Annotated in this window: 23 protein-coding genes and 2 tRNA genes; 2 read left to right on the top strand and 23 right to left on the bottom strand. The window is 70.5% G+C overall.

All coding sequences use genetic code 11. The annotated features are described in order from the left end of the window. Nucleotides 1-21 precede the first annotated feature (21 nt). The 10 genes from ACYVO6_RS06360 to ACYVO6_RS06315 form a co-directional block, all read right to left on the bottom strand. Nucleotides 22-94: transfer RNA gene (locus ACYVO6_RS06360), tRNA-Ala, on the bottom strand. Nucleotides 95-262: 168 nt separating this feature from the next. Further along, complete coding sequence (locus ACYVO6_RS06355) at nt 263-496, bottom strand: hypothetical protein (RefSeq protein ID WP_010986886.1); 234 nt, start codon at nt 494-496, stop codon at nt 263-265. 3 nt (nt 497-499) lie between these two features. After that, complete coding sequence (locus tag ACYVO6_RS06350) at nt 500-673, bottom strand: hypothetical protein (protein ID WP_461058107.1); 174 nt, start codon at nt 671-673, stop codon at nt 500-502. A 274-nt stretch (nt 674-947) separates the two neighbouring features. Beyond that, a tRNA-Ala gene (locus tag ACYVO6_RS06345) sits at nt 948-1,020 on the bottom strand. Nucleotides 1,021-1,187: 167 nt separating this feature from the next. Then, nucleotides 1,188-1,886, bottom strand: coding sequence for a histidine phosphatase family protein (locus tag ACYVO6_RS06340; RefSeq protein WP_461058105.1), 699 nt, complete (start codon nt 1,884-1,886; stop codon nt 1,188-1,190). After that, a complete protein-coding gene (gene rsfS, locus ACYVO6_RS06335) occupies nt 1,883-2,326 on the bottom strand; it encodes a ribosome silencing factor (protein WP_461058103.1) in 444 nt (147 codons plus the stop codon). Before rsfS ends, ACYVO6_RS06340 begins: the two co-directional genes overlap by 4 nt. Nucleotides 2,327-2,620: 294 nt before the next feature. Beyond that, a complete protein-coding gene (locus tag ACYVO6_RS06330; RefSeq protein WP_461058101.1) occupies nt 2,621-4,360 on the bottom strand; it encodes an LCP family protein in 1,740 nt (579 codons plus the stop codon). A 25-nt stretch (nt 4,361-4,385) separates the two neighbouring features. Continuing rightward, the gene (gene nadD / locus ACYVO6_RS06325; protein WP_461058099.1) at nt 4,386-5,048 is read right to left on the bottom strand and encodes a nicotinate-nucleotide adenylyltransferase; all 663 of its coding nucleotides are present in this window, start codon (nt 5,046-5,048) and stop codon (nt 4,386-4,388) included. Nucleotides 5,049-5,095: 47 nt separating this feature from the next. Beyond that, nucleotides 5,096-5,260, bottom strand: a complete 165-nt coding sequence (locus ACYVO6_RS06320; RefSeq protein ID WP_461058097.1) for a hypothetical protein — start codon at nt 5,258-5,260, stop codon at nt 5,096-5,098. A gap of 173 nt (nt 5,261-5,433) precedes the next feature. Continuing rightward, nucleotides 5,434-5,589, bottom strand: coding sequence for a hypothetical protein (locus ACYVO6_RS06315; protein ID WP_461058095.1), 156 nt, complete (start codon nt 5,587-5,589; stop codon nt 5,434-5,436). A 100-nt stretch (nt 5,590-5,689) separates the two neighbouring features. On the opposite strand from ACYVO6_RS06315, the gene ACYVO6_RS06310 reads away from it, so the two are divergent. Next, the gene (locus ACYVO6_RS06310; RefSeq protein WP_461058093.1) at nt 5,690-6,793 is read left to right on the top strand and encodes a M48 family metallopeptidase; all 1,104 of its coding nucleotides are present in this window, start codon (nt 5,690-5,692) and stop codon (nt 6,791-6,793) included. Nucleotides 6,794-6,844: 51 nt separating this feature from the next. Here the strand turns inward: ACYVO6_RS06310 and ACYVO6_RS06305 are convergent, their stop codons facing one another. From ACYVO6_RS06305 to proB, 5 genes are all read right to left on the bottom strand, one after another. Then, nucleotides 6,845-7,912 carry an SCO2583 family membrane protein gene (locus ACYVO6_RS06305; RefSeq protein ID WP_461058091.1) on the bottom strand — a complete coding sequence of 356 codons (1,068 nt, stop codon included), beginning with the start codon at nt 7,910-7,912 and terminating at the stop codon, nt 6,845-6,847. A 54-nt stretch (nt 7,913-7,966) separates the two neighbouring features. Further along, complete coding sequence (locus ACYVO6_RS06300) at nt 7,967-8,554, bottom strand: SCO2584 family spore wall biosynthesis protein (protein ID WP_461058089.1); 588 nt, start codon at nt 8,552-8,554, stop codon at nt 7,967-7,969. Between the two features lie 109 nt (nt 8,555-8,663). After that, complete coding sequence (locus ACYVO6_RS06295) at nt 8,664-9,950, bottom strand: glutamate-5-semialdehyde dehydrogenase (protein ID WP_461058087.1); 1,287 nt, start codon at nt 9,948-9,950, stop codon at nt 8,664-8,666. A 180-nt stretch (nt 9,951-10,130) separates the two neighbouring features. After that, a complete protein-coding gene (locus tag ACYVO6_RS06290; RefSeq protein WP_461058085.1) occupies nt 10,131-10,595 on the bottom strand; it encodes a hypothetical protein in 465 nt (154 codons plus the stop codon). A gap of 147 nt (nt 10,596-10,742) precedes the next feature. Next, entirely contained in the window at nt 10,743-11,849 is a 1,107-nt protein-coding gene (gene proB, locus ACYVO6_RS06285) for a glutamate 5-kinase (RefSeq protein ID WP_461058083.1), read from the bottom strand. 357 nt (nt 11,850-12,206) lie between these two features. On the opposite strand from proB, the gene ACYVO6_RS06280 reads away from it, so the two are divergent. Further along, nucleotides 12,207-14,282: a hypothetical protein gene (locus ACYVO6_RS06280; protein WP_461058081.1), complete on the top strand. Its 2,076-nt coding sequence runs from the start codon at nt 12,207-12,209 to the stop codon at nt 14,280-14,282. A gap of 459 nt (nt 14,283-14,741) precedes the next feature. Here the strand turns inward: ACYVO6_RS06280 and obgE are convergent, their stop codons facing one another. From obgE to ACYVO6_RS06240, 8 genes are all read right to left on the bottom strand, one after another. Further along, the gene (gene obgE, locus ACYVO6_RS06275; protein WP_461058079.1) at nt 14,742-16,190 is read right to left on the bottom strand and encodes a GTPase ObgE; all 1,449 of its coding nucleotides are present in this window, start codon (nt 16,188-16,190) and stop codon (nt 14,742-14,744) included. Nucleotides 16,191-16,334: 144 nt separating this feature from the next. Further along, entirely contained in the window at nt 16,335-16,589 is a 255-nt protein-coding gene (gene rpmA, locus ACYVO6_RS06270; protein ID WP_033328070.1) for a 50S ribosomal protein L27, read from the bottom strand. Nucleotides 16,590-16,603: 14 nt separating this feature from the next. Further along, nucleotides 16,604-16,924 (bottom strand): 50S ribosomal protein L21, encoded by a 321-nt coding sequence (gene rplU, locus ACYVO6_RS06265; protein WP_443231618.1) that lies wholly within the window; start codon nt 16,922-16,924, stop codon nt 16,604-16,606. Between the two features lie 299 nt (nt 16,925-17,223). After that, nucleotides 17,224-21,345: an Rne/Rng family ribonuclease gene (locus ACYVO6_RS06260; protein ID WP_461058076.1), complete on the bottom strand. Its 4,122-nt coding sequence runs from the start codon at nt 21,343-21,345 to the stop codon at nt 17,224-17,226. A gap of 260 nt (nt 21,346-21,605) precedes the next feature. Continuing rightward, nucleotides 21,606-22,394: a TIGR03936 family radical SAM-associated protein gene (locus ACYVO6_RS06255; RefSeq protein ID WP_461058074.1), complete on the bottom strand. Its 789-nt coding sequence runs from the start codon at nt 22,392-22,394 to the stop codon at nt 21,606-21,608. 168 nt (nt 22,395-22,562) lie between these two features. Beyond that, nucleotides 22,563-23,912, bottom strand: coding sequence for a hypothetical protein (locus tag ACYVO6_RS06250; RefSeq protein ID WP_461058072.1), 1,350 nt, complete (start codon nt 23,910-23,912; stop codon nt 22,563-22,565). Between the two features lie 15 nt (nt 23,913-23,927). Next, nucleotides 23,928-24,461, bottom strand: a complete 534-nt coding sequence (locus tag ACYVO6_RS06245; RefSeq protein WP_461058070.1) for a GNAT family N-acetyltransferase — start codon at nt 24,459-24,461, stop codon at nt 23,928-23,930. 72 nt (nt 24,462-24,533) lie between these two features. Then, nucleotides 24,534-26,459, bottom strand: coding sequence for a TIGR03960 family B12-binding radical SAM protein (locus tag ACYVO6_RS06240; protein WP_461058068.1), 1,926 nt, complete (start codon nt 26,457-26,459; stop codon nt 24,534-24,536). Between the last annotated feature and the right edge of the window lie 33 nt (nt 26,460-26,492).

Below are 26,492 nucleotides of genomic sequence, written 5' to 3'. Positions count from 1 at the left end.
CCTCGCGCCGGAGCGCTTGGGTGGAGCTAAGGAGATTTGAACTCCTGACCCCCTGCATGCCATGCAGGTGCTCTACCAACTGAGCTATAGCCCCTTGCGCCACGCGGCGGAGCCGCATATTGACTGCGTCGCCCGGTCGCCCGCGCGGCGACGCCAACATTACACGGTCCTACCGGTGCACCACCAAATCGTTTACGGGGCGCACGCGCTGGCCGGGACAGGGCCGGCACAGGGTCCGGACCGAGCCCGGACCGCCCCCTGTTCAGGCCGTGGCGAACGAATAGAACCGCTTGAGCGTGCAGTGCTCGTCGAGAAGCCGGCCATAGATCGGCTCACCCTCCAGCTCGCGGTACGTCTCGATCGGGTCGCCTTTTATGATCAGCGCCCGCGCGCATTCCTCGCACCAGTACTGATAGTCGTGGTTGACCGGTTCCATGTCGCGGACGATGGGCGTACCACTGCCGCACCAATCGCACTTCCGCCTGTGTGCACCCATCGATCAGCTCCAGCTGTGGCCGCAGGCCGTGCACACGTAGGAAACTCCGCCGTTGTCGCCGAGGACCTGGGCGACGTGGGCCGAACCACAGGAAGGGCAGTCGAGGCGGGTGATCCGGTCCCGTATCACCTCTGCGTCGAGGAGGTCGTCGACCTCCCCGAGGATGCTCGCAGGCATCGCCACTCCTCCCGTCGGGCCGCGCCCCCTTCCGGCCGTTTGATTCTGCCACGGCCGGACCAATACGGTCAGCGACGCCTTCGTACCAGTCCGGCCACGGCACCCGCGATACCCGTCGCGGACAGCGCGAACGTACACACGAGGAGCGCCTCCGAAGAGGTATACGCCTCCGGGGCCCAAGTGACTCAAGCCGGTTCAAGAAGACTGTGCCGATCGGCAACGAAAAATCCCGCTCCCCTGTGGGGAACGGGATCCTCGCGCCGGAGCGCTTGGGTGGAGCTAAGGAGATTTGAACTCCTGACCCCCTGCATGCCATGCAGGTGCTCTACCAACTGAGCTATAGCCCCTCGCGTTCACCCGCCGGGGCGGGCTGAACAAGATGAACTTTAGCCTGCGGCCTGCCGGAAAGTGAAATCCGGGGTCCAGGGGTCTACGGCCTCCTGGAGCCGAGGCCCACCGCCGACGACCTCCGCGCCAGTGACCGTCTCCCGGGGGCAATCGCCGTCTTCCGGGGTCAGTCGTCGTCTCCGAGGACCGGCTCCGGCAGCGTGCCCGCGTTGTGCTCCAGCAGGCGCCAGCCGCGGGCGCCCTCGCCCAGGACGGACCAGCAGCAGTTGGAGAGGCCGCCGAGGCTTTCCCAGTGGTGGGAGTCGAGGCCGAGGAGACGGCCGATGGTGGTGCGGATGGTGCCGCCGTGGCTGACCACCACGAGCGTGCCGTCGTCGGGGAGCTTCTCGGCGTGCCGGAGCACCACGGGGGCGGCGCGTTCGGCGACCTCGGTCTCCAGTTCGCCGCCGCCACGGCGCACCGGCTCACCGCGCTTCCACGCCGCGTACTCGTCGCCGTAGCGCGCGATGATCTCCTCGTGCGTCAGCCCCTGCCAGACGCCCGCGTACGTCTCACGCAGGCCCTCGTCGTGGGTCACGTCCAGGGCGGTGAGGGCGGCCAGTTCGCCCGCTGTGTGGGCCGCCCGCTTCAGGTCTGAGGCGACGATCGCGGCGGGCTTCAGGGAGGCGAGCAGCCGGGCGGCGCGGCGGGCCTGCTCGATGCCGATCTCGGTGAGCTCGACGTCGGTCGTGCCCTGGAAGCGGCGCTCCACGTTCCACGAGGTCTGTCCGTGGCGCCACAGGATGACCCGGCGGCCCCGGCCGGCCTTCTGCCCGGCCTCGGACAGCGGCTTGCCGTCCGCCGAGGCCCCCGTTCCCGCGCTCAACGCAGCTCACCGCCCAGTCCGGCGTCCTGAGCCTCCTGGTGCCTGGCGTGCTCGGCGGCCTTGCCGCGGGTGGCCTTGGCGTCGGCGGGCAGCTCGAGCTCCGGGCAGTCCTTCCAGAGCCGCTCCAGGGCGTAGAAGACGCGCTCCTCGCTGTGCTGGACGTGCACCACGATGTCGACGTAGTCGAGCAGCACCCAGCGGGCCTCGCGGTCGCCCTCGCGGCGCACCGGCTTGGCGTCGAGTTCCTTGTTCAGCCGCTCCTCGATCTCGTCGACGATCGACTTGACCTGGCGGTCGTTGGGCGCGGAGGCCAGCAGGAAGGCGTCCGTGATCGACAGCACGTCGCTGACGTCGTACGCGATGATGTCGTGCGCGAGCTTGTCGGCGGCCGCCTGCGCGGCGGTGGTGATGAGCTCGAGAGAGCGGTCAGTGGCGGTCACTACCAAGGCTTTCCGTCGGCGGTCAGGTCTCCCCGAGGGGATACCCCAAGGGTCTCACGGACCGCCGACACCACCTCACGGATTGGTCCGCCGAGCTGCCCACCCTCACTGACCCGCCTAGGCCCTGTCGTCAAACTCCCGTCGTCCGCCCGGAGGGCGGGCCCCGCGGCGTCAGGTGCGTGCTCTCGGCGTGCCGGGCACAGGCCTTCGTACTGGACGTACTTGGGTCTGTGCCCGGTGCGGCGAGAGTGCGTGCATGGCGTCGCGGGGCAGACGGGAGTTTGACGACAGGGCCTAGCCGCCCACTTCGTAGTCCTGCCCGAGCACCACCGACACCTCCGCGTTCGAGGCGCCCTTGCCCTTCTTCACGGAACTGGCCGGCAGCCCCAGCGTCTTGGCGACCTCCACCGCGTCCGCCTTCTGCGCGGCATCGGCGTAGGTGATCTGAGACACCGTCTGGGCGGCATCGGCCTTGCCGGCGTCGACGAAGGCGTAGCCGCCGTTGAGCAGGACGACGCGGGCCTGCTCGGTGGCGTCCTCCTTGCCGGTGGCGTTCCTGATGCCGACCTGGACGGCCGCGTCCTTCTCGGGGCTCTTCGCGGTTCCGCCGAGTACGTCCTTGACCACGCTGTCGCTCGCCTTCGTACTCAGCCTGCCGTCCGACTGGACCGGCAGCAGCACGGACTTGTAGTCGCCGCCCTTGGCGTGGTCCGCGAGCTTGGCGAGGAAGGTGCCCAGGTCCTTGTCGGTCAAGGGGGGCTCGATGATCTGCGCGAGCGTCTGCACGGTGGTCGTCGCGGCCTGCGGATCCGACGACACCTTGCGCAGCACGCCCTGCATGACCTGCCCGAACCGCTCCAGCTGCGCGCTCTGCGACTCCCCGGAGCCACGGTAGGTGGCGTACGCGATGGCCATCTTCCCGCTGAGCGTCTGGCCCTCGCCCTTGTTGACCAGGGGCGCCTCGCCCTTCCTCTTGGCCTCCGGGTCCGGCACGTCCGCGTTGGTGTCGATGTCGATGTTGCCTACGAGGTCGACGAGGTTGCTGAGGTAGGGGGTGTCGAGGCGCCAGGTGCCCTCGATGTCCGTGCCCAGCACGGTGTCGATCGATTCGCGCGTCCCGGAGGTGCCGTCGTCGTCCACGGACTTGGCGAGTGTGGTCGTGGTGCCGTTGTCGTCCGACACGGAAAGGGAGTTGGGGACCAGGACGGTGGTGCCCTGCTTGATGGTGGTGTTGTTGACGAGCAGCGCCGTCGAGGTGCCGCCGCCCTTGGTGTTGTGCAGGTGGACGACGATCACATCGCGGTTCTGGGCGCCCGCGGCCGTCGCGGTGCCGGTCTTCGCGTCCGACGACGTGCCGGGCAGCTTCCCCGCGTACCAGAGGTAGCCGACACCACCGGCCGCGACCAGGGCGAACACCACGACCAAGGCGACGACGCGACCGCGGGCCCGGCGGCGGGCCTCCTCGCGCCGCTCGGTGCGGTTCTCGGTGAACTTCAGCCAGTCGATGACGTCTTCGGAGTCGTCGGTCGGCTCCTCGACGAAGGTGAACTGCTCGGTGCGGTAGTCCCGTTCGCCTCGCTGCCCGTCCGCCGGCTCCTCGGCCTCCGTCCGCTCCGCGGGCCCCTCCTGCTGGGGGATGTAGGCGGTCTGCTCGGCGACGCGCGGCTGCTGACCGCTGCCCGCGGCCTGCCCGTAGGGGTCATACGAGGCGGGAGGGGCCGGAGGGGGCCCCTGAGCAGTCGCACCGTACGGGTCGTACGAGCCCTGCGAGCCGTATGACCCGTACGAGGCGCCAGGCTGCTGATGGCCGCTGCCGGTGTCGTACGACGGCGCCTGCTGCTGCCCGTTCGTGTACGGGTCGTACCCGTACCCCTGCTGCTGCGAGCCGTAGGTGTCGTACCCCTGCGGCGTCTGGGAAGGCTGTGGCACCTGCCGGTACACCGGCTGGCCGAACTCGTCGTAGCCGACGAGCTCGTAACTCTGGTCGTCGTAACTCTGGTCGCTTCCGTACCCAGCGTCGTATCGGTCGTTCACCGGTGCCCCTCTCGGATCACTCGCCTCACCCGCCGCGGTACAGCTCACGCTTGTCGATGTAGCGCACCACACCGTCCGGCACCAGATACCAGACCGGGTCGCCCTTGGCGACCCTGGCTCGGCAGTCCGTGGACGAGATGGCGAGCGCGGGGACCTCGACGAGCGAGACACCGCCCTCCGGGAGCCCCGGGTCGGTCAGTGCGTGGCCGGGCCGGGTGACCCCGATGAAGTGCGCGAGGGAGAACAGCTCTTCGGCATCGCGCCAGGTGAGGATCTGGGCGAGCGCGTCGGCGCCGGTGATGAAGAAGAGGTCCGTGTCGGGATTGAGCGCCCGCAGATCGCGCAGCGTGTCCGTGGTGTACGTCGGGCCGCCGCGGTCGATGTCGATACGGCTCACCGAGAACTGCGGGTTCTCGGCGGTCGCGATGACCGTCATCAGATAGCGGTCCTCGGCCGGGGAGACCTTGCGGTCGGTCTTCTGCCACGGCTGTCCGGTCGGCACGAACACCACCTCGTCGAGGTGGAACTGCGCGGCGACCTCACTGGCCGCGACGAGGTGGCCGTGGTGGATCGGGTCAAACGTTCCGCCCATGACGCCGAGGCGGCGCTTGCCCGGGTTCGACGGGCCGGGGGCCGGGCTGTTGCCCTGGCCCCTCACCGGACCGCTTGGCATGTCCTGCTCTCCCATGCGTGCAGACCTTACCGGCCCGGTCTGTGAGCCCTGCCCCGCGGACGTCAGCGGTCCCGGTTGAAGCGGGTGGTGATCCACAGCAGCAGAAGGAGGATGAAGAGCGCACCGCCGCCGGTCAGGTAGGGGCTGAGGCTCTCGTGGCCGCCGCCGTGCTCCTCGCCCTCGGCGGCGAGGTGGACCAACTGGGCAGCGGTGCTGTGGAAGCTCATCTTCGGCAGAACCTATCCGGTGTGGGCGGGATGCGGGATACAGACGTACGGCCATCGTAAGCGGGCGCCGCCGCCCGGATCACGCCGACTCCGTCACTCCGATCCCATCACGCCGACTCCGACACGCCGACCCCATCACGCCGGACTCCGCTGCCGGGAACTTCGGCCGGGTCTCAGTCGTCCCGCTTGTAGCCACGCAGCAGGAACCAGGCAACCAGAATGCAGCCGACAACCATCACTATGAGCACGACACGGAGTAGATTCCCGGGTCCCTGCTGTTCCGCGGCGCTCGCTGCCTCGGCGAGCCAGGCTTGGGGGTGGTGCTCCATGACGTGCGACTCCTTCGCTGTACTGCACGTCCACGGTATATCCGCCTAGGCTGTACCCCGCCTTGGGGGCACAGGAGGCAACAGACGCATGGGGGACCACATGCCAGAAGAAAGCCACGAGAACGTACCGAGCAGGCAGCGCAGGCGCTTCGAGGGGATCTCCTCCCGGGCGTACGAACACCCCGCGGACCGCTCGGCCCTGGTCGCCCTGCGCAAGCTCAGCGGCTTCGACACGGTGTTCAAGGCGCTCAGCGGACTGCTCCCGGAGCGCAGCCTGAGGCTGCTGTTCCTGTCCGATTCCGTACGGGTCTCGGACGCCCAGTTCTCGCACCTGAACGACATGCTGCGGGACGCCTGTTACATCCTGGACCTGGAGAAGGTCCCGCCGATGTACGTCAACCAGGACCCGCAGCCGAACGCGATGTGCATCGGCCTGGACGAGCCGATCATCGTCGTCACCACCGGCCTCGTCGAGCTGCTCGACGAGGAGGAGATGCGGGCGGTCATCGGCCACGAGGTCGGCCACGCCCTGTCCGGCCACTCCGTCTACCGCACGATCCTGCTCTTCCTCACCAGCCTCGCGCTCCGCGTGGCCTGGATCCCGCTGGGCAACATCGCGATCATGGCGATCGTGACCGCCCTGCGCGAGTGGTTCCGCAAGTCCGAGCTGTCCGCGGACCGTGCCGGGCTGCTGGTCGGCCAGGACCTGCAGGCCTCGATGCGCGGCCTGATGAAGATCGCGGGCGGCAACCACCTGCACGAGATGAACGTGGACGCGTTCCTCGCCCAGGCCGAGGAGTACGAGGCCGGGGGCGACCTCCGCGACTCCGTACTCAAGATCCTGAACGTGATGCCCCGCTCCCACCCCTTCACCACGGTGCGCGCCGCCGAGCTGAAGAAGTGGGCCGAGTCCCGCGACTACCAGCGGATCATGGACGGCCACTACCCGCGCCGCGACGAGGACGGCGACACCAAGGTCACGGACTCCTTCCGCGAGTCGGCCTCCGCCTACGCCACCCATGTGCGCAGCTCCAAGGACCCGCTGATGAAGCTGGTCACGGACATCGCGGGCGGCGCGGGCGACATCGGCGGCCGGGTCCGGCGCGGGTTCGGGGGCTTCGCGAGCGGCTCGAGCAGCAGCTCCCCCAAGGACCGGCCGCAGGGCGACCGTCCCGACGACGAGAGCCCCAACGGCAGCAGCTGATCACCACCAGGGCCGGCTCACCAGGGCCGGCTCACCAGGGCCGGCCGCTAATCACACCCTGGGCTGGGCACTGGCCGACAGCGACCCGCACAGCGCCGTGGCACTGCCCGTCGCGTACGGGTCGGTGCCGGCCGGTCCGCCCGCCTTGGCCGTCTGCCCCGCAAGCAGCGGGCGCAACTGGTTCGCCGCGTCCTCGGCGCAGGCGAGCGGCCCGGCCTGCACATACGAGACGACCAGCTCCGCCTGGCGCATCCGCAGGTCGTCGCGGTCGAACCGGAAATGCAGCTCGCGCCGCACGGTGAACAGCGAGGCCTTGGCACCGTCGTCCGAGCCCGTCGGCCGCAGCGCGTAGACGAAGGTGTGGTCGGCCGTCACCTCAAGGGTGTCGGAGTCGGTCTCGGCGGCCTGCAGTGTGCCCTGCACCCGGATCTTGGGGTCGGCCAGCTGGGCGTGGGTGGGGTCGAAGCGGACCAGCCAGCCGGTGGGCGCGTGCCGCCCGTTCGCGGTCGGACGGTCGAAGCTCTGGTCGAACTGGTCGAGCTGCTGCGGATCGAGCAGGATCCGTACGGGCCGGGTGGCACCGCCGGTGAGCACGTCCGGATCGAGCGCCGACTCGACGAGGTAGTCCTTCGCCGTGGTGAGCGCGGTGACGACCTGGCTGTCCGAGAAGTGCGCCGTGCGCCGGGAGGCGGGCATCGTGATGCCGTCGGCGCCTATACGGAACTGATCGGCCGGGCTGCGCGCGTACAGCAGCTCGGTGTCGGCGGCGCCCGGCACCGCGCCCTGCGGCGCGAGGGGTATGACCGTCATCCGCAGCGGCTCGGGCGGCTTCGCGGCGGGCGTCTGATACGGGTGACGTACGCCCATGTAGATCGCCGTGCCGAAGGCGACGGCGATCAGCAGGACAAGGATCAGCGCCTGCCGGGACAGGCCGCGACGCATCGGCGGGCGGCGGCGCACGGCCGGGGCGTGGTCGGCGATCCGCTCCTGCGCGGAGAACTCCTGGAGACGGGCAGCTCGGACGAACGACTCGTCGAAGACGACGGATCGGTACTCTTCCTCACCACCACCGGGAGCGCCGTCGGGCGCCCCATCCGGTGGGTCTCCTAGCCCGCCCATACTTTCAGAGTAGGTCTCTGGGACCTCGCGTAAACGCCGCCGTACACGTCAAGTTCACGGCGTACTCGGTTCCGCCGGGAGGGGGCGCTGGGAAAAGTCGGCCGAAGCCGAGGGGCCCGTTCCGCCGCCTTGCTCCACGCCCGTCGAGGCGGGCGGCGGGACCTGAGGCTGGCGGCCCGAGGAGCCGCCGCGGTAGACCGCTGTGAAGGCGAGGGCGACCATGCCGATGCCCATCAGGACGGCGAGCATCCAGGCGACGGGGCGGTGCCAGCGAGCCTGTTTTCCGTACGTCCCGTGACCGTAGCGACCGTCGAAGTCGTCACGGTCGTCGAGATCGTCCAGGTCCGGATCATGGCCGAAATCATGACGGCCGTCGGGTCCGAACCCGTCCTCGTAGTGCTCGTCATCACCGCGCGCGCGGTGGATGCGCCCCCGGCGCGCCTCGGCCTCGGAGGCCTCCGCGCGGGCCTGCGCGGCGGCGAGGAGGCGTTCGACGGCGGTCGGCTCATGGACCGTGGCCGCCCGTACGAAGGCCTCGTCGAAGACCACGGAGGCGAACTCTTCGTCCGAGCCTCCGCGGTCGCGGTCGTCGTCGGGCTCCCAGCCGTCAGGAAACGGCGTGCCCCCCACGTCCTCCGGCACGGCTCCAGAGTAGACCTGGGGTTTCAATTTGGGCAGACGGTACGGAAATTCATCCACCTGGCGAGACAGCTTCTTCGCGGCCCGGCCGAGCGGCGACCGGGAGGCGGGCTCAGCGCCGGATGTGCCCGTCGCCCGTGACGATGTACTTCGTGCTCGTCAGCTCCGGCAGCCCCATCGGGCCCCGCGCGTGCAGCTTCTGTGTGGAGATGCCGATCTCGGCGCCGAAGCCGAACTGGCCGCCGTCCGTGAAACGCGTGGACGCGTTCACGGCGACCGTCGTGGAGTCGACCAGCTGGGTGAAACGGCGGGCGGCCGGCTGCGAGGAGGTGACGATGGCCTCGGTGTGGCCGGAACTCCACAGCCGGATGTGCGCCACGGCCTTGTCGAGCGAGTCGACGACGGCGGCGGCGATGTCGTACGAGAGGTACTCGGTGTCCCAGTCCTCGGTGGTGGCCTCGACGACGGTGGCCTTGGAGCCCTTGGCATACGCCAGCACCCGCTCGTCGGCGTGCACGGTGACCCCGGCCTCGGCGAGGGCGTCCAGGGCGCGCGGCAGGAACTCGGGGGCGATGTCCTGGTGGACCAGGAGCGTCTCGGCGGCGTTGCACACGCTCGGCCGTTGCGCCTTGGAGTTGATCAGGATCTCGATCGCCATGTCGAGGTCGGCGTGCGCGTCCACGTACACGTGGCAGTTGCCGGTGCCGGTCTCGATGACCGGGACGATGGACTCCTGCACGACGGTACGGATCAGGGAGGCGCCGCCGCGCGGGATGAGTACGTCGACGAGGCCGCGGGCGCGCATCAACTCCCGTACGGATTCACGGCTTTCGCCCGGTACGAGCTGGACGGCGTCGGCGGGCAGTCCCGAGCCGCCGACGGCGTCGCGCAGCACGCGTACGAGGGCGGTGTTGGACTCGAACGCGGAGGACGAGCCGCGCAGGAGTACCGCGTTGCCTGACTTCAGGCAGAGCGCGGTGGCGTCGACCGTGACGTTCGGGCGGGCTTCGTAGATGATCCCGACGACGCCGAGCGGGACGCGGACCTGGCGCAGGTCGATGCCGTTCGGGAGGGTCGAGCCGCGGACGACCTCGCCGACCGGGTCGGGCAGCGCCACCACGTCGCGTACGTCGGAGGCGATGGCGCGGATCCGCTCGGGCGTGAGCGTCAGCCGGTCGATGATGGACTCGCTGGTGCCGGCCTCGCGGGCGCGGGCGATGTCCTTGGCGTTGGCCTCGACGATTTCGCTCGTACGGACCTCCAGGGCGTCCGCGATCGCGAGCAGCGCGTCGTCCTTCTCGGCCCGCGGCAGCGGAGCGAGGTCGGCGGCGGCGGACTTGGCGCGGTAGGCGGCCTGGGTGACCGGGGACATCGAGTCGTACGGCGAAAGCGTGGTCATGAGGGAAGCGTAATGCTCGCCGCAGAGCCGTCCAGCGGCTGTCCCAGAAACCGAGACAGGCTCGAAAACACCCCCACGCACCGCAACCATCAATTGAGGAACCCAGACGGCGCGCGACCAGGTCCGCGAGAGCGGCGCCGGTTTAGGCGCAAAAGGGGGCGCGGCGCCGGTTTAGGCGCACTAGAAGGGGTGTACGCCGACCGGGGTTGCGGGCTGGGGGCCGTAGCCCTCGGCGATGCGGTGGTGGTAGGTCTCGCGGTCGATGACCTCCAGGCCGACGATCTCCCAGGGCGGAAGTTTCGCGGTCTGCCGGTGCTCGCCCCACAGGCGCAGCGCGACGGCCGCGGCGTCGTGCAGGTCGCGGGCCTCTTCCCAGTAGCGGATCTCCGCGTGGTCGCCGGCGTACCGGCTGGTCAGCAGAAAGGGGTGGTCGTGGGCGAGCTGTTCGAGCGATCGCCGCACGTCGTTCAGCGGGGCCTCGTCGCCCGAGACGCTCAGCGTGACGTGCCAAAGGCGCGGCAGGTCCTTCGGTTCCTCGGCCTCGTACGTGTCTCCGGCCGCGACGCTGGTGAGGGTGCGCTCCTCACCGGCCGCGCGGGAGGTGCCACCACCGCGGGACGCCGCCCCGGGGCGTACTCGTCTCACGACGGCCTCCTTTACGCAATGGGTTCGCCATGGGTTGCTGCATCACTGGATCCCGGGGGCTCCTTGAATCAAAGTTGAGCAGGCGGGGCGGCTTCGTGGGGCGGTTTTGCCGAACGTAGCCCTGCGGAGGCCGTCCCTTTCAGCCGTTTACGCGTGCAGCAGCACCAGATCGTCCCTGTGTACGACCTCGCGTTCGTACGCGGGACCCAGCTCGCGGGCCAGCTCGCGGGTGGAGCGGCCGAGCAGCTGCGGTATCTCCTTGGCGTCGAAGTTGACGAGGCCGCGCGCCACCGCACGGCCCGTGCTGTCGCGCAGCTCGACGGGGTCGCCAGCGGTGAACTCGCCCTCGACCGCCGCGATGCCCGCGGGCAGCAGCGACTTACGGCGCTCGACGACCGCGTGCACGGCCCCGTCGTCGAGCGTGAGCGCGCCCTGCGGAGTGGACGCGTGCTGGAGCCACAGCAGCCGGTCGGCGGAGCGGCGGCCTGTGGCGTGGAAGTGCGTACCGGTGTCCCGGCCTGCGAGGGCGTCGGCGGCGTGCACGGCGGAGGTGAGGACGACCGGGATGCCGGCCGCCGCCGCGATCCGGGCCGCCTCGACCTTGGTGACCATGCCGCCGGTGCCGACGCCGGCCCGGCCCGCGCTGCCGATCTCGACGTGCGCGAGGTCCGCCGGAGTGCGTACCTCCGCGATCCGCGATGTACCGGGCCTGGTGGGGTCGCCGTCGTAGACGCCGTCCACGTCGGAGAGGAGGACCAGCAGGTCGGCGCGTACGAGATGGGCGACGAGGGCGGCGAGCCGGTCGTTGTCGCCGAAGCGGATCTCGTCGGTGGCGACCGTGTCGTTCTCGTTGACGACGGGCAGGGCGCCCATGGCGAGGAGCTTGTCGAGGGTGCGCTGGGCGTTGCGGTGGTGGGCGCGGCGGCTCATGTCGTCGCTGGTGAGCAGGACTTGGCCGACGCGGACGCCGTAGCGTGCGAAGGAGGCGTTGTAGCGGGCGACGAGCAGGCCCTGTCCGACGCTGGCGGCGGCCTGCTGGCGGGCCAGGTCCTTGGGGCGGCGGCGCAGGCCCAGCGGGGCGAGGCCGGCGGCGATGGCACCGGAGGAGACGAGGACGATCTCTTTCTCCCCGCCGCTGCGGGACTTGGCGAGTACGTCCACCAAGGCGTCCACCCGGTCCGCGTCGAGGCCTCCCGACGCGGTGGTCAGGGACGAGGAACCCACCTTGACGACGACCCTGCGGGCGTCCGTCACGCCGTGCCTCACCGCTTGCCCCGCCCTCGCCTGCCCTGCCGCTGACACGCTCTTCCCCAATGTTCTGACCAGCCCCGTCCGTGCAATCTACGTGATTACGGGCAGGGGGCGCCGCCGCGTTTCGAGGGGCGGACGTGCGGCGGGCACACGGCGGACGCGTGCCGGGTGCGAGACGTACGCGTGACATGCGCCCCAGAAGTTCACCGTGGTTTCATCCGATATCCAGCGATAGCTCCTCCGGAAGATTGCTTGGCGGGCCGCACAGGTCATACGGTCAGGGATCGGCCTCGTTATGTTCGGCCGACCGAACCCGTTGCTTCCCCTCATCCGCCGTATCCCTTCGCAGGAGCCCAGCCCGTGCCTTCCGCAGGCCTCAACCCCCGCCGCGCCACGCAGTTTGCCGCGCTGCTGTCGATGTTCGTGCTCTTCACGGCCCAGATCGTCTCCGCGCTGCTGCCGAACGTCCCGGTGCTCATCGCCGCGAGCGCGGCGGGCCTCGCCCTCGACGTATATCTGCAGTACCGCAGTCCCGGGCTGCTCACGCTGCTGGGCAAGGTCCGCTTCGATGTAACGGTCCGTCAGTTGCTACGCGACATGCTGGTCATGGTGGGGCTCCTGCGGATCGACGGCGTCGACCCGGCGAGCGAGCACGCGCCGCTCCTGGTCGCCCTGTGCGCCTTCTACGCCCTGCACTTCGCCTGCCAGGCCGCCGCGGTCCTGGTCCGCCGCACCCGTACGCTGCCGATCGTCACCCGCAACATCGACGCGTCCGCCCTGCATCTGACCGCCGCACCGCCGCGCATCCTGGCCCGCCGTCAGGGGCACCGGCTGCTGACCTTCTCCATCCCGACGACGGCCGGCCTGCTGATCACGGCGGCCACCACGGACGGGTACTGGGGCGGTATCGGTGTCGGCGTCGCCCTCGCGCTGGTCGGCGGCGGCACGGCGTACCTCGCCACCTGGCTGCTGCCCAAGAAGCGCGCCAAGAGCGAGCAGAAGGTCATGGAGTGGGTGGACAAGTGGCTCGCCGACTACCGGCCGACGGTCGGCATGTACTTCTCGGGCGGTACGACCTCCGCGTACCAGGCGAACATGTGGCTGACGACGCTCTCCTCGATCGACGCGAAGCCGCTGATCGTGCTGCGTGAGCGGTTCATGGTGCAGAAGATCGACGCGACGGACGTACCGATCATCTGCTTCCCGAAGGTCACGACGATGTTCTCGCTGGAGAACTCGACGCTGAAGATGATGCTGCACCCGGCCAACGCCGCGAAGACCTCGCAGGTCCTGCGGATCCCCACCATCAAGCACGCGTTCATCAATCACGGCGAGAGCGACAAGCTGTCCTCCGTCAACCCGTACGCGAAGGCGTACGACGAGGTGTGGGTGGCAGGACCCGCGGCCCGCGAGCGGTACGCGCTGGCGGAGGTCGGCGTCGAGGACAAGGACATCGTGGAGGTGGGCCGCCCGCAGCTCGCGCCGATCCGGCCGTACGCGGGTCCGCCGACCGATCCGTACACGACCGTGCTGTACGCGCCCACGTGGGAGGGCTGGGACGGGAACCCCGGCAACACCTCGGTGGTGCTGGCCGGCGAGAACATCGTGCGGCAGCTGCTCGCGGACGAGGGGGTACGGCTCCTCTACAAGCCGCACCCGATGACAGGTTCCGTCGATCCGCGTGCGGGGGCGGCGAACGAGCGCATCATGGCGATGATCCGCGAGGCCAACGCCAAGCGGTCGGGTTCCCGGCCGGACGCGGAGGCCGCGGCCGAACTGGTGCGCCGGGCGGCCGAGTTGGACCAGCTGACGAAGACGGCCTTCCGGCCTGGTGCGGACGAGATGGAGCGCATGCTGCTCCAGGGGACGCCGCGGGGTGACCGTGAGGCGGCGATCGCCGAGGCCACGCTGGCCTGGGACAAGGCGTACTGGGCGTCCTTCCCGGAGTGGGAGCACCAGATCATCACGGACGCGCGTCCGGCGATCTTCGCCTGCTTCAACCAGGCGGACCTGCTGATCAGCGATGTGTCGTCGGTTGTCTCCGACTGGCTCTCGAGCGAGAAGCCGTACGCGGTCGCCAACACCTCCGGGATGCCGGAGGAGGCCTTCCGCACGGGCTTCCCCACGGTGTCCGCGGGCGTTATCCTCACGCCCTCGGCGGACGGCGTCCCGGAGCTTTTGGAGTCGGTACGCCACCCGGAGAAGGACCGCTTCACGGCGGCCCGCGCCGAACTCAAGGAACACCTGCTGGGGCCCTCGGACCCGCCGTCGTTGGCCCGCTTCAACGCCGCGATCTCCGCGCTGTGCACGGCGGCCGACGAGCGCCGCCTGCGCATGGAGTCGCGCCTGTCCTCGGACGTTCCCTCGCCGCGCGAGGAGGCGGCCGAGGAGACGGCTCAGGACCCGAACGAGGCGGAGGAGACTGCCGTCGGCTAGGCAGGTGAGGTCCAGGGTGCGTGGGGTTTGTTGTTGGGTGCGGGTTCGTTGTGGCTGGTCGCTCCCCCACTCTCGGCTCCGCTCGAGCGGGGGGACCCCCATCGCGGCGGAGCCGCAAATCGATACAGCCCCGCGCCCCTAAAAGCAAAAGCCTGCGCTTTCCCGCGCCCCGGACAAGCCCGGGCCCCGGGAAAGCCCGGACCCCCAACGACCCGCACTTGCCCTCCGGCGGGAGGGGTCGTGGGCCGGTGCGTCGTATGCCCGTCGCGTAGCTTCGGTCTCGGAGAACCCGCACCGTGTACCAGCAAAGGGCCGTACGCCCGGCCTGCGACGGGCTGACGCACCGGCCCACGGCCCCGACCCACCACCCACCCAAGGGGCGCGGGGAACGGCGCGAGCAACCACCACGCACCCGCAGCCGCCCAACCGCCGGAGGCACCACCCCCGTAGGCGCCCTGCTCAACCTCCGGAGGAAAACGGCTCGAAGTCGCCGTACTCCCGCTCCGCCTCGTCCCGCTCCGCCTGCTTCTCCCGGCGGCGCGTGACGGCGGGCCGCGGAGCCTCGAAGCGGTGGTCCTCGCCCCGGCGGCCGAGCATCTCCGCGCCGGCCATGACCGTGGGCTCCCAGTCGAAGACGACGGCGTTCTCCTCGGGGCCGATGGCGACGCCGTCGCCCGTGCGGGCTCCTGCCTTCATCAGCTCGTCCTCGACGCCGAGGCGGTTGAGGCGGTCGGCGAGGTAGCCGACGGCCTCGTCGTTGCTGAAGTCGGTCTGGCGGACCCAGCGTTCGGGCTTCTCGCCGCGAACGCGGAACAGCCCGTCCTCCTCGCGTACGACCGTGAAGCCCGCGTCGTCCACGGCCTTCGGACGGATGACGATCCGGGTCGCCTCCTCCTGCGGCTTCGCCGCACGGGCCTTCGCCACCAGGTCGGCAAGGGCGTACGACAGCTCCTTGAGGCCGGTGTGCGCCACCGCCGACGCCTCGAAGACCCGGTAGCCCCGCGCCTGAAGGTCCGGGCGGATCATCTCCGCCAGATCCTTGCCGTCGGGGACGTCGATCTTGTTGAGGAGGACGATGCGCGGGCGGTCGTCGAGGCCGCCGTACTGCCTCAGCTCCGCCTCGATCAGGTCGAGGTCGGACATCGGGTCACGGTCCGATTCGAGCGTGGCGGTGTCGAGTACGTGGACCAGGACCGAGCACCGCTCGACATGGCGCAGGAACTCAAGGCCCAGCCCCTTCCCCTGGCTCGCCCCGGGAATCAGGCCCGGCACGTCCGCGATCGTGTAGACCGTGTCGCCCGCCGTCACCACCCCCAGGTTGGGGACGAGTGTCGTGAACGGGTAGTCCGCGATCTTCGGTCGGGCGGCGGACATGGCCGCGATCAGGGACGACTTGCCCGCACTCGGGTAGCCGACGAGCGCCACGTCCGCGACCGTTTTCAGCTCCAGGACGATGTCCTGCATGTCACCAGGCACACCCAGCAGCGCGAACCCGGGCGCCTTGCGCCGGGCCGAGGCCAGCGCCGCGTTCCCGAGACCGCCGCGCCCGCCCTGTGCGGCCACGTACGCCGTGCCGTGTCCGACCAGGTCCGCGAGTACGTTGCCCGCCTTGTCCAGTACGACCGTGCCGTTCGGCACCGGCAGGATCAGGTCCTGGCCGTCCTTGCCGGAACGGTTGCCGCCCTCACCGGGCTTGCCGTTGGTGGCCTTGCGGTGCGGCGAGTGGTGGTAGTCGAGGAGCGTGGTGACGGACTGGTCGACGACCAGGATCACGTCACCGCCGCGGCCGCCGTTGCCGCCGTCCGGCCCGCCCAGCGGCTTGAACTTCTCGCGATGGACGGAGGCACAGCCGTGGCCTCCGCTACCCGCGGCGACGTGCAGCTCGACGCGGTCCACGAAGGTGGTCATGGGATGTGCCTCCAGTTACGTACGGAAATCTCTGCGTTTTCTGGCGCAGAAATCTCCGCTGAGAAATCTCTGCTCAGTTGGAACACGCGAAAGGCGGACCCGCTTCCCGTACGGGAAGTGAGGTCCGCCTCGCGAAAGATCCGGTCAGGCGACCGGAACGATGTTCACGACCTTGCGGCCACGGCGCGTACCGAACTCGACCGCACCGGCGTCAAGGGCGAACAGCGTGTCGTCCTTGCCGCGGCCGACGCCGCTGCCGGGGTGGAAGTGGGTGCCGCGCTGGCGGACCAGGATCTCACCGGCGTTGACGACCTGACCGCCGAAGCGCTTCACGCCGAGCCGCTGAGCGTTGGAGTCGCGACCGTTCCGGGTGGACGATGCGCCCTTCTTGTGTGCCATCTCTCCTCAGTCCCTTACTTCGCAGCCGCGGGGATCTCAGTGACCTTGATCGCCGTGTACTGCTGGCGGTGGCCCTGACGACGGCGGTAGCCGGTCTTGTTCTTGTAGCGAAGGATGTCGATCTTCGCGCCCTTGTGGTGGTCCACGACCTCGGCCTGGACCTTGATGCCGGCGAGCACCCACGGGTCGCTGGTGACGGCGTCACCGTCGACAACGAGCAGGGTCGAGAGCTCGACCGTGTCGCCGACGTTGGCCGTGGGAATCTTGTCAACCTCAACGGTGTCGCCGACAGCAACCTTGTGCTGTCGACCACCGCTGCGCACGATGGCGTACACGCGGATCTCTCTCTCGCTCGATTCGGAATCCCCGCAGTCCAGCCGCCGACAGAAGCAGACGGCCTCTCCCGGGGCGCGAGCCACCGGGAGGAAGAGGTTTACGGGAATGCGGCGCGTCTGTGGACACGCCGAGGGTCAAGGTTACGGGGCCCTGACCAGCGGGGTCAAACCGGGCCCCGGGGCGGTCCCGGGCCGTCCGCACGGCACGTTGCCGGCTGACCGGCTTCGAGTACGCCGACGCCCTCTGACCGGCGAGTTATCTGCCGGTCAGAGGGCGTCGGGGTGTCGGTCGAGGCGGTTCAGTCCTCGTCGGTGGCGGCCGTGACGGTGGACGACGACGGGGTCTGCTCCGCCGCCGCGGTCTTCTTCGTCGCGGCCTTCTTCGCGGTCGCCTTCTTGGCCGTGGCCTTCTTGACGGCCGCCTTCTTGGCCACCGTCTTCTTCGCGGCGGCCTTCTTCGCCGTCGACTTCTTGGCCGTCTTACGGGCCGTCTTCTTGGCCGGAGCCGCGACGGCGTCCTCGGTGTACTCGGCTTCCGTGGCCGGGGCCTCGGCAGGTTCCTCCGCCGGGGCCGACGGGACGACCACGACGGCCGTCTCCTCCGGGGCGGTGGGCGCGGTGGCCATCCGGACCGCACGGCGGCGCGGGCGCACCGGGGCCGCGCTCTCGGCAACCGGCTCCGGCCGCTGCTCGGCGACCGGCTCGGGCTGCGGCTCAGCTACGGGTGCCGCGACCGGCTCGGTGACCGTCACCACGACCTCCTCCGCCGCCTTCGGCGAACCGGCCGGCGCGGAGACCTTGCGGGTCGCCCGACGACGCGTACGCCCCTTGGGCGCGGCCTCCTCGACGGCCGGGGCCTCGACCACCGGGTCCTCGGCTGCCATGGGCTCCGCGTGCGCGACGGCGGCCGGCTCCGGCTGTACGGGACGCTCGGCCTCGTCCTCGGCGGTCACGGTCTGCGCCGTCGGAACCTCGGCCTCTGCCCTGCGCTCGGGCCTACGGGACTCGGGGCGCGGCGCACCCGCCGGTGCCGACGCACGCCGACTGGCCCGCCGCCGCGAACGGCCGCCCCGGGTAGCCGCGGCCTCCGCCTCGGCGGCGCTGCTGTACAGATCCTCGTCCGGTACGAAAGCGTCCGTCAGCGGCTCCGCCGCGGGGGGCTCGGCCAGCGCGACGGGCGCGGCGACCTCGGCGACGATCTCCGCCTCGGTCTCGGCCTCCTCCTCGGCGGTCTCGACGGCCTCGGCGATCGCGGCAGGGATCTGCTCGGGCACGGTCTCAGCACCCGCACGCGCACGCTTCTTGCGCTTGCCACCGCCGCCGACAGCAGTCGGCTGCTCCATGTGCACGATGACGCCACGGCCGTTGCAGTGGACGCAGGTCTCGGAGAACGACTCGAGCAGCCCCTGGCCCACGCGCTTCCGCGTCATCTGGACGAGACCCAGCGAGGTCACCTCGGCGACCTGGTGCTTCGTACGGTCGCGTCCCAGGCACTCGAGGAGGCGCCGCAGCACCAGGTCCCGGTTGGACTCCAGGACCATGTCGATGAAGTCGATGACGACGATGCCGCCCAGGTCACGCAGCCGCAGCTGGCGCACGATCTCCTCGGCCGCCTCCAGGTTGTTCCTGGTCACGGTCTCTTCGAGGTTGCCGCCCTGACCGGTGAACTTGCCGGTGTTGACGTCGATCACGATCATCGCTTCGGTCTTGTCGATCACCAGCGAGCCACCGCTCGGCAGCCAGACCTTACGGTCGAGCGCCTTGGCGAGCTGCTCGTCGATCCGGTACGTCGCGAAGACGTCGACCTCGGAGGTCCACCGGGACAGGCGGTCGGCCAGGTCGGGCGCGACATGGGCGACGTACCCGTGGATGGTCTCCCACGCCTCGTCACCGCTGACGATGACCTTGGTGAAGTCCTCGTTGAAGATGTCGCGGACGACGCGGACGGTCATGTCCGGCTCGCCGTACAGCAGGCTCGGGGCGTTGCCGCTCTTCGCCTTCTTCTGGATGTCCTCCCACTGCGCCTGCAGCCGCTCGACGTCACGGCGCAGCTCGTCCTCGCTCGCGCCCTCGGCGGCGGTGCGCACGATGACGCCCGCGTCCTCGGGAACGATCTTCTTGAGGATGGTCTTCAGGCGGGCCCGCTCGGTGTCCGGGAGCTTGCGGCTGATCCCCGTCATGGAGCCCTCGGGGACGTACACGAGGTAGCGGCCCGGCAGCGAGACCTGGCTGGTCAGACGCGCGCCCTTGTGCCCGATCGGGTCCTTCGTGACCTGCACGAGGACCGACTGGCCGGACTTGAGGGCGGTCTCGATACGCCGCGGGCCGTTGGCCATGCCCAGCGCCTCGAAGTTGACCTCACCGGCGTACAGGACGGCGTTGCGCCCCTTGCCGATGTCGATGAAGGCGGCCTCCATCGACGGCAGTACGTTCTGGACCTTGCCCAGGTAGACGTTGCCGACGTACGAGGTCGCCTGCTCCTTGTTGACGTAGTGCTCCACGAGCACGTTGTCCTCGAGTACGCCGATCTGCGTACGGTCGCCGTTCTGCCGGACCACCATCACGCGCTCGACGGCCTCGCGGCGGGCCAGGAACTCGGCCTCGGTGATGATCGGCACCCGGCGGCGGCCCTGCTCGCGGCCTTCGCGGCGGCGCTGCTTCTTGGCCTCCAGACGGGTCGAGCCCTTGATGGACTGCACCTCGTCCACGCCGGTACCGGGCTCGTCCTTCTTGCGGGGTTCGCGGACCTTGACGACCGTACGCTCCGGGTCGCCGTCGCCCGGCTCGGCGTCGACGGGCGCGTCACCGGCACGACGCCGACGGCGCCGGCGGCGACGGCTGCTGGCGGAGCCGCCGGACTCCTCGCGCTCCTCCTGAGCGTCCTCTTCGGCCTGCTCGGCGGCGTCCTCGGCGTCCTGGGCGGCCTGCTCGGCAGCGGTCTCCTCGCTCTCCGAGGCCTCGCCGTCGGTCTCGGCGTTCTCGCCCCGGCGACGCCTACGGCCACCACGACGGCGCCGACGACGCGAGCCGGTCTCCTCGGTCTCGTCGCCCTCTTCCTCGGCGGACTCCTCGGCCTCGGGAGCCTCGGCGGGCTCCTCAGCCGCACCCCGACGACGACGGCGCCGACGCGGACCGGCCTCCTCCTCGACGGACTCGACGGGCTCGACCGGCTCCGGGGCCGCCGTCTCGGTGACGTCCTCCTCCTCGACCTCGGCAGCGGCGGCGGCTGCCGCGCGCTCCGGCGTCTGGAACATCGGCTCGGTGAACACGGGCGCCTGGAAGACGGCGACTGCGGGCCGCGCGGGCCGCTGCGCGGTCTCTTCCTCCTCGGCCTGCGGCTCCTCGGCGGCCCTGGGCGCGGGCTCGGCGAAGCCCGCGGCGGCGGTCTTACGGGTCGCACGACGCCGCGTACGACGCGGGGCGGCGTCCTCGGCTGTGGCCTCCGGCTCGGGGGTGGTGGTCTGGTCGGTCTCGGCAGCGGCCACAGGGGCCTCCCTGCGCTCGTCACGGACAGCGGCCTCGGCGGTGGGCTCCGCCTCGGCGGCCTCTGGCGCACCGGCGGGCGCGACGGCGCGACGTGTGGCGCGACGGCGTGCACGGCGCGGGGCGATGTCCTCGGTCTCGGTGGTCTGCTCCGGCTCGACTACGGCGGCGGGCTCGGTGGTGGTCTGTACGGTCTCGGCGGCGGGCGCGGGGGCCCCACCATCGGCCACCGCGTCGGTCTCGGGAGCGGAGACACGACGCGTGGCGCGCCGACGCGTACGTCCGGCAGGCGCGGCCTCACCGACGGCAGGTTCCGCTTCGGCAGCCGCGGAGGCGGCGGTCTTGGCCGCGGGCTCCTCGGCAGCCGGGGCCTCGGCGGCAACAGCGCTCGTCTCGGGCACCGCGATGTCGCCGCCCGACGCGGCAGCGGACGCGGTCACCACGACCTCCGTCGCCTCGGCGGCCTCGGGCGCACCGGCGGGAGCGGAGGCACGACGCGTCGCACGACGACGCGTACGCCCGGCAGGCTCCTCCACGGCCGAAGCGGCGGCAGCGGCCTCAGCGGGCGCAGTGGTCTCGGCCGGCACGGACTCCTCCGCAGCCGGAGCAACAGCAGCAGCCGCAGCGGTGGCTGCCGTCTCATCGACGGCGACCGCCTCTGGCGCCACCGCCGTCTCCTGCGCAACGACCGTCTCAGAGGTCGCCGTCTCCTCAGCAGCCACCGTCTCAGCGGTCGCCGCGATCTCCTCCGGCTCCTCCGCCGCGAGATCGGCGGAGCTCACCGGCGGTATGGCCGGTGCCGTGGTCTCGGCCACGGTCTCGGACGTCGCCGCGGGCGGCCCCGCGGGGCGGGACGCGGCGCGGCGACGGCGCGGCGGCAAGGTGTCGCTGGGGGTGTTGTTCTCGGGACCCTCAGCGGGTTCGTTCGGCTCGAGCATGCGGGTGGATCTCCCGTCAGGCTCCCGGGCGCCGCACCTGGTCCGGCTGTACCGGTGACGTCCGCGGCTCGCGCGATGCGCGGTGCCGCCGTCCGGGGCGCGGGCGCCGCACGGGAGCTCTCTGTGTTCTGTCTCGCCGGTTCCGTACGCCGTGTTGCGTACGGCCTGGCGAAAGTCTTGTGGTCGGTGCGCTGCCCGACCCAGGTGGCTCCCGAGTACGAGGGCGGCGCTACGACGTCCGTCCTTACGCGGGACCTTCCTTACGCCGGCGCCTTCGCGGCGGCGGTGGCTGCGGCCATGAGTGGGGCGGCTGCCACTGCCTCGCGGTCGGGCGCGAGCGGGTCGGTCACCGTGCCGGTCTCTTCATCGAAAAGCCCCTGCGCCAGCCTGGTCACCGCTGCGGGGACCGGCGGCGCCAGGTCGGCCACAGCTCGGAGACCGGACAGGACGTCGTCGGGTCGTACGGCAGGCGTCACGTGCCGAACAACCAGCCGCAGTATCGCACAGGGCTGGTCGGTCGGCCTATCGGGCTGTGAACTGTCCGTCTCGGTACGGGCACTGTGCGCCTCCAGGCTCGCGACCGCGGCGCGGGCGTCGAAGGTGCGCATGCCGTTCTTCATCTTGCGCTGGACCTCGACGGTCTCGGCCTCCTTGAAGGCGTCGACCGCGCGCTCGGCATCCGCGGGTGCCACGCCGTCGAGGCGCAGCTCCCAGACGGAGGCCGTGAGCCGGTCGGCGAGACCCGACGTACGGGCCTCGACCGCGTCGACGATGTCGAGCCCGGCGGGCAGCGACTCGTCGAGGAGCGCACGCAGCTTCTCGGGATCGCGCGCTTCGGTGAGCGCGATCTCCAGGTACTCGGCCTCGCTGCCCGTGCCGGTGGGTGCGGCATTGGCGTACGACACCTTCGGGTGCGGGGTGAACCCCGCCGAGTACGCCATCGGCACCTCGGCGCGGCGCAGCGCACGCTCGAAGGCGCGCTGGAAGTCACGGTGGCTGGTGAACCGGAGGCGGCCGCGCTTGGTGTAGCGCAGTCGGATGCGCTGCACCGCGGGTGCGGGCGGCGGGCCTTCGGGCTGTCGCTTGCCCAGTGGTTCTTCTCCTCGCTGTGAGGCGGTACGTACTGCGCCACCTCGTGGACGTGCGGTGGACCTCGTCGCTCCCGCGTGGGCGGGAACGGTGGCGGACGACGCCCTCCGGCGTCCCCCCGATCCGGATCACCCCCGCGTCGGCGGGGACAGGTCGTCGCGTCCGAACCTACCACCCAGAGTACGCGCAGCGGGCACCGTGGGTTCCCGGAGTCCCTTGGACAAGGACACCGGCTCGGGTTCCGGCGGCGCCCCGAAGAGCATCCGCCGGATGTCGGCCCGGGTCTGCCGCGCACTCTCACGAGCGCTGGTCAGGGCCTGCCGGGCAGCGCGCCCCACACTGCGCGCGGCCTCGGCGGCGGGCCGCCAGATCGCGTCCCGTACGAGGTGTCCGACGGGCGTGAGCACGCTCTTGTACGCCCACCGCACCGGTTCCACGAAGATCCACCGGAAGAGCCGCCCGAGGAACCGCCCCACGGCGAGCGACACATACCCGGCGACCCGCCACGCGTGCCCGATCGCCGCGCCGATCTCGCGCGCGACGACGGCGATCGCCCGCCCGACCGGCACGAACACCCAGCGCCACAGCGCGACGGCGGGCACGACGAAGACCCACCGCAGCAAGGTCCCGACCACCCCCGCAACCCAGGTGACCCCCACCCAGACCCCACGCCCGACCCAGGTCACACCGGCCCAGAGACCCCCACCGATCCATGCCACAACGGCCCACACACCACGAGCGACCCACACGACACCGGCCCAGACCCCGCGACAGACCCACGTCACGCCCGCCCACACCCCGCGGCACACCCACGTCACCCCGGCCCACACCCCCAGGCCGACCCAGGCGATCCCCGCCCACAGCGTCAGCGCCAACCACGCCACCCCGGCCGCGACACCCCGTGCCACCCAGGCGATCCCCCGCCCGCTCGGCGCGAGCACCCGCGCGTACAGCCAGCCCGCCGGAACGACCACCAGCACCCGCCACAACCAGGCGCAACCGGCCCCGACCCCCCGCAGCGCCGCCACGATCCCGTGCCCGAAGGGCGTCAGCACCCGCGCGTACAACCACACACCCGGCACGACGAACAGCACATGCCCGAGCCACCCCAGCCCTCGGCCGACGGGCACGACCACATACCGCCACAGCCCCACCCAAGGCCACACGAACACCAGCTTGGCCAGCCACCCGAGGACGAGCACAACTCCCTCGACCAGCCACACAACCGCCCGCCCGACAGGCTCGAGCACCCACATGACCGCCCGCCCCAGCGGCCGGAACACCGTGTCCCTGAGGAAACGCCCACCGACCACCAGCGCGTCCCACACCATCCGCACCGGCACGACCAGCACGAGCACCACGATCCGCACGGGTATACGGATCGCGACCGCGAGGCACCCCTCGGGCGCCGCGTCCTGCTGCTTCGTCTCGTACGGCCGTGTCTCAGGCGCCGCGGGCGGCGGCTTCTCCAGGTCCATGCCGACGGAGACGCGTCAGCGCCCCGTATGGATCCAGAACCTCAACTTTCCGTCCCGCTCGTCCTCGAACTCTCCACCATTGGCCTCGATGACCTTGCGGGAACCGACATTGGTGGTGTCACAGGTGACGAGCACCCGGTCGAGCCCGAGGGCACGCGCGTACGGCAGAACGTCGCGCAGCATGGCGGTGGCGTAACCCTTCCGGCGCGCGGTGGGCCGTACGCCGTAGCCGATGTGGCCGCCGTAGTCGCGAAGGTGGGGCGTCAGACGGTGGCGTACCTGGATCCGGCCGAGATAGGTCTCGCCGTCCACGTACCAGTACCAACTGCCCGGCACGTACCCCTCGGGCCGGCGCCCCTCCTCCAGCTCCTCCTCGCGGATCGCGGCGACATAGCGCGCGAACCCGTCCGGCTCATACCAGCTGTCGCCGTACACGGCGAGCTCCCGCTTGAGGGTGTCACCGAAATACTCGCCCTCGGCGAGATTCTCCTGAACCGCTGCCAGGAACGACGTACGGAAACGGGGATCAGGACTGATGAGCTGCGGCATCGGCTCATTGTGCCGCGACGCACGAGGGCCCGGCCACGGCATTTTCGCCGGCGGCCGGGCCCTCGCCTCGTCCTACTTGACCACCGTCAGCGGCAGCAACTTCTTGCCCGTCGGCCCGACTTGAATTGTCGTGTCCATGGCGGGGCATACTCCGCAGTCAAAACAAGGCGTCCACCGGCAGTCCTCGACCTCCGTCTCGTCGAGGGCGTCCTGCCAGTCCTCCCAGAGCCAGTCCTTGTCGAGGCCGGAGTCCAGGTGGTCCCAGGGGAGGACCTCCTCGTACGTACGCTCGCGGGTGGTGTACCAGTCGACGTCCACGCCGTACGCGGGCAGTGTCTTGTCGGCGCACTGCATCCAGCGGTCGTACGAGAAGTGCTCGCGCCAGCCGTCGAAGCGGCCGCCGTCCTCGTAGACGGCGCGGATGACGGCGCCGATGCGGCGGTCGCCGCGCGAGAGCAGGCCCTCGACGATGCCGGGCTTGCCGTCGTGGTAGCGGAAGCCGATGGAGCGGCCGTACTTCTTGTCGCCGCGGATCTTGTCGCGGAGCTTCGCGAGACGGGCGTCCGTCTCCTCGGCCGACAGTTGTGGGGCCCACTGGAAGGGGGTGTGGGGCTTGGGGACGAAGCCGCCGATGGACACCGTGCAGCGGATGTCGTTCTGGCCCGAGACCTCGCGGCCCTTCTGGATCACGCGGGTCGCCATGTCGGCGATCTGGAGGACGTCGTCGTCGGTCTCCGTCGGCAGGCCGCACATGAAGTACAGCTTCACCTGGCGCCAGCCGTTGCCGTACGCCGTCGAGACCGTCCTGATCAGGTCCTCTTCCGAGACCATCTTGTTGATGACCTTGCGGATGCGCTCCGAACCGCCTTCGGGCGCGAAGGTCAGGCCCGACCTGCGGCCGTTACGAGTGAGTTCGTTGGCCAGGTCGATGTTGAAGGCGTCGACCCGGGTGGAGGGCAGCGAGAGGCCGACCTTGTCCTCCTCGTACCGGTCCGCCAGGCCCTTCGCGATGTCGCCGATCTCCGAGTGGTCGGCGGAGGAGAGGGAGAGCAGGCCGACCTCCTCGAAGCCCGTCGCCTTCAGGCCCTTGTCGACCATCTCACCGATGCCCGTGATGGAGCGCTCGCGCACCGGGCGCGTGATCATGCCGGCCTGGCAGAAGCGGCAGCCGCGCGTGCAGCCGCGGAAGATCTCCACCGACATGCGCTCATGGACCGTCTCCGCGAGCGGGACGAGGGGCTGCTTCGGGTACGGCCATTCGTCCAGGTCCATGACCGTGTGCTTGGACACCCGCCACGGGACACCGGACTTGTTGGGTACGACACGTCCGATACGGCCGTCCGGCAGGTACTCCACGTCGTAGAACGCGGGGATGTAGATGCTGCCGGTCTTCGCGAGGCGGAACAGGACCTCCTCGCGGCCGCCCGGCCGCCCCTCCGCCTTCCAGGCGCGGATGATCTCCGTCATGTCGAGCACGGCCTGCTCGCCGTCGCCGATGATCGCCGCGTCGAGGAAGTCGGCGATCGGCTCGGGGTTGAAGGCGGCGTGGCCGCCGGCCAGGACGATCGGGTCGTCCACCGTCCGGTCCTTGGACTCCAGGGGGATCCCGGCGAGGTCCAGGGCCGTCAGCATGTTGGTGTAGCCGAGCTCCGTGGAGAAGCTGAGCCCGAGCACGTCGAAGGCGCGAACCGGCCGGTGGCTGTCCACCGTGAACTGCGGGACGCCGTGCTCCCGCATCAGCTCCTCGAGGTCCGGCCACACGCTGTACGTGCGCTCGGCGAGCACGCCCTCGCGCTCGTTGAGCACCTCGTAGAGGATCTGCACGCCCTGGTTGGGCAGTCCGACCTCGTACGCGTCGGGGTACATGAGCGCCCAGCGGACGTCACAGCTGTCCCAGGCCTTGACGGTGGAGTTGAGCTCACCGCCTACGTACTGGATCGGCTTCTGCACATGCGGCAGCAGGGCCTCGAGTTGTGGGAAGACCGACTCGACAGACATCGTGGTGGGGACCTTCGTGAGCTGACAGGGGGA

It is taken from the genome of Streptomyces pseudoechinosporeus, assembly GCF_054783935.1.
The sequence above is the reverse complement of the archived record's forward strand: the minus strand, read 5'-3'. Positions and strand labels throughout refer to the sequence as shown.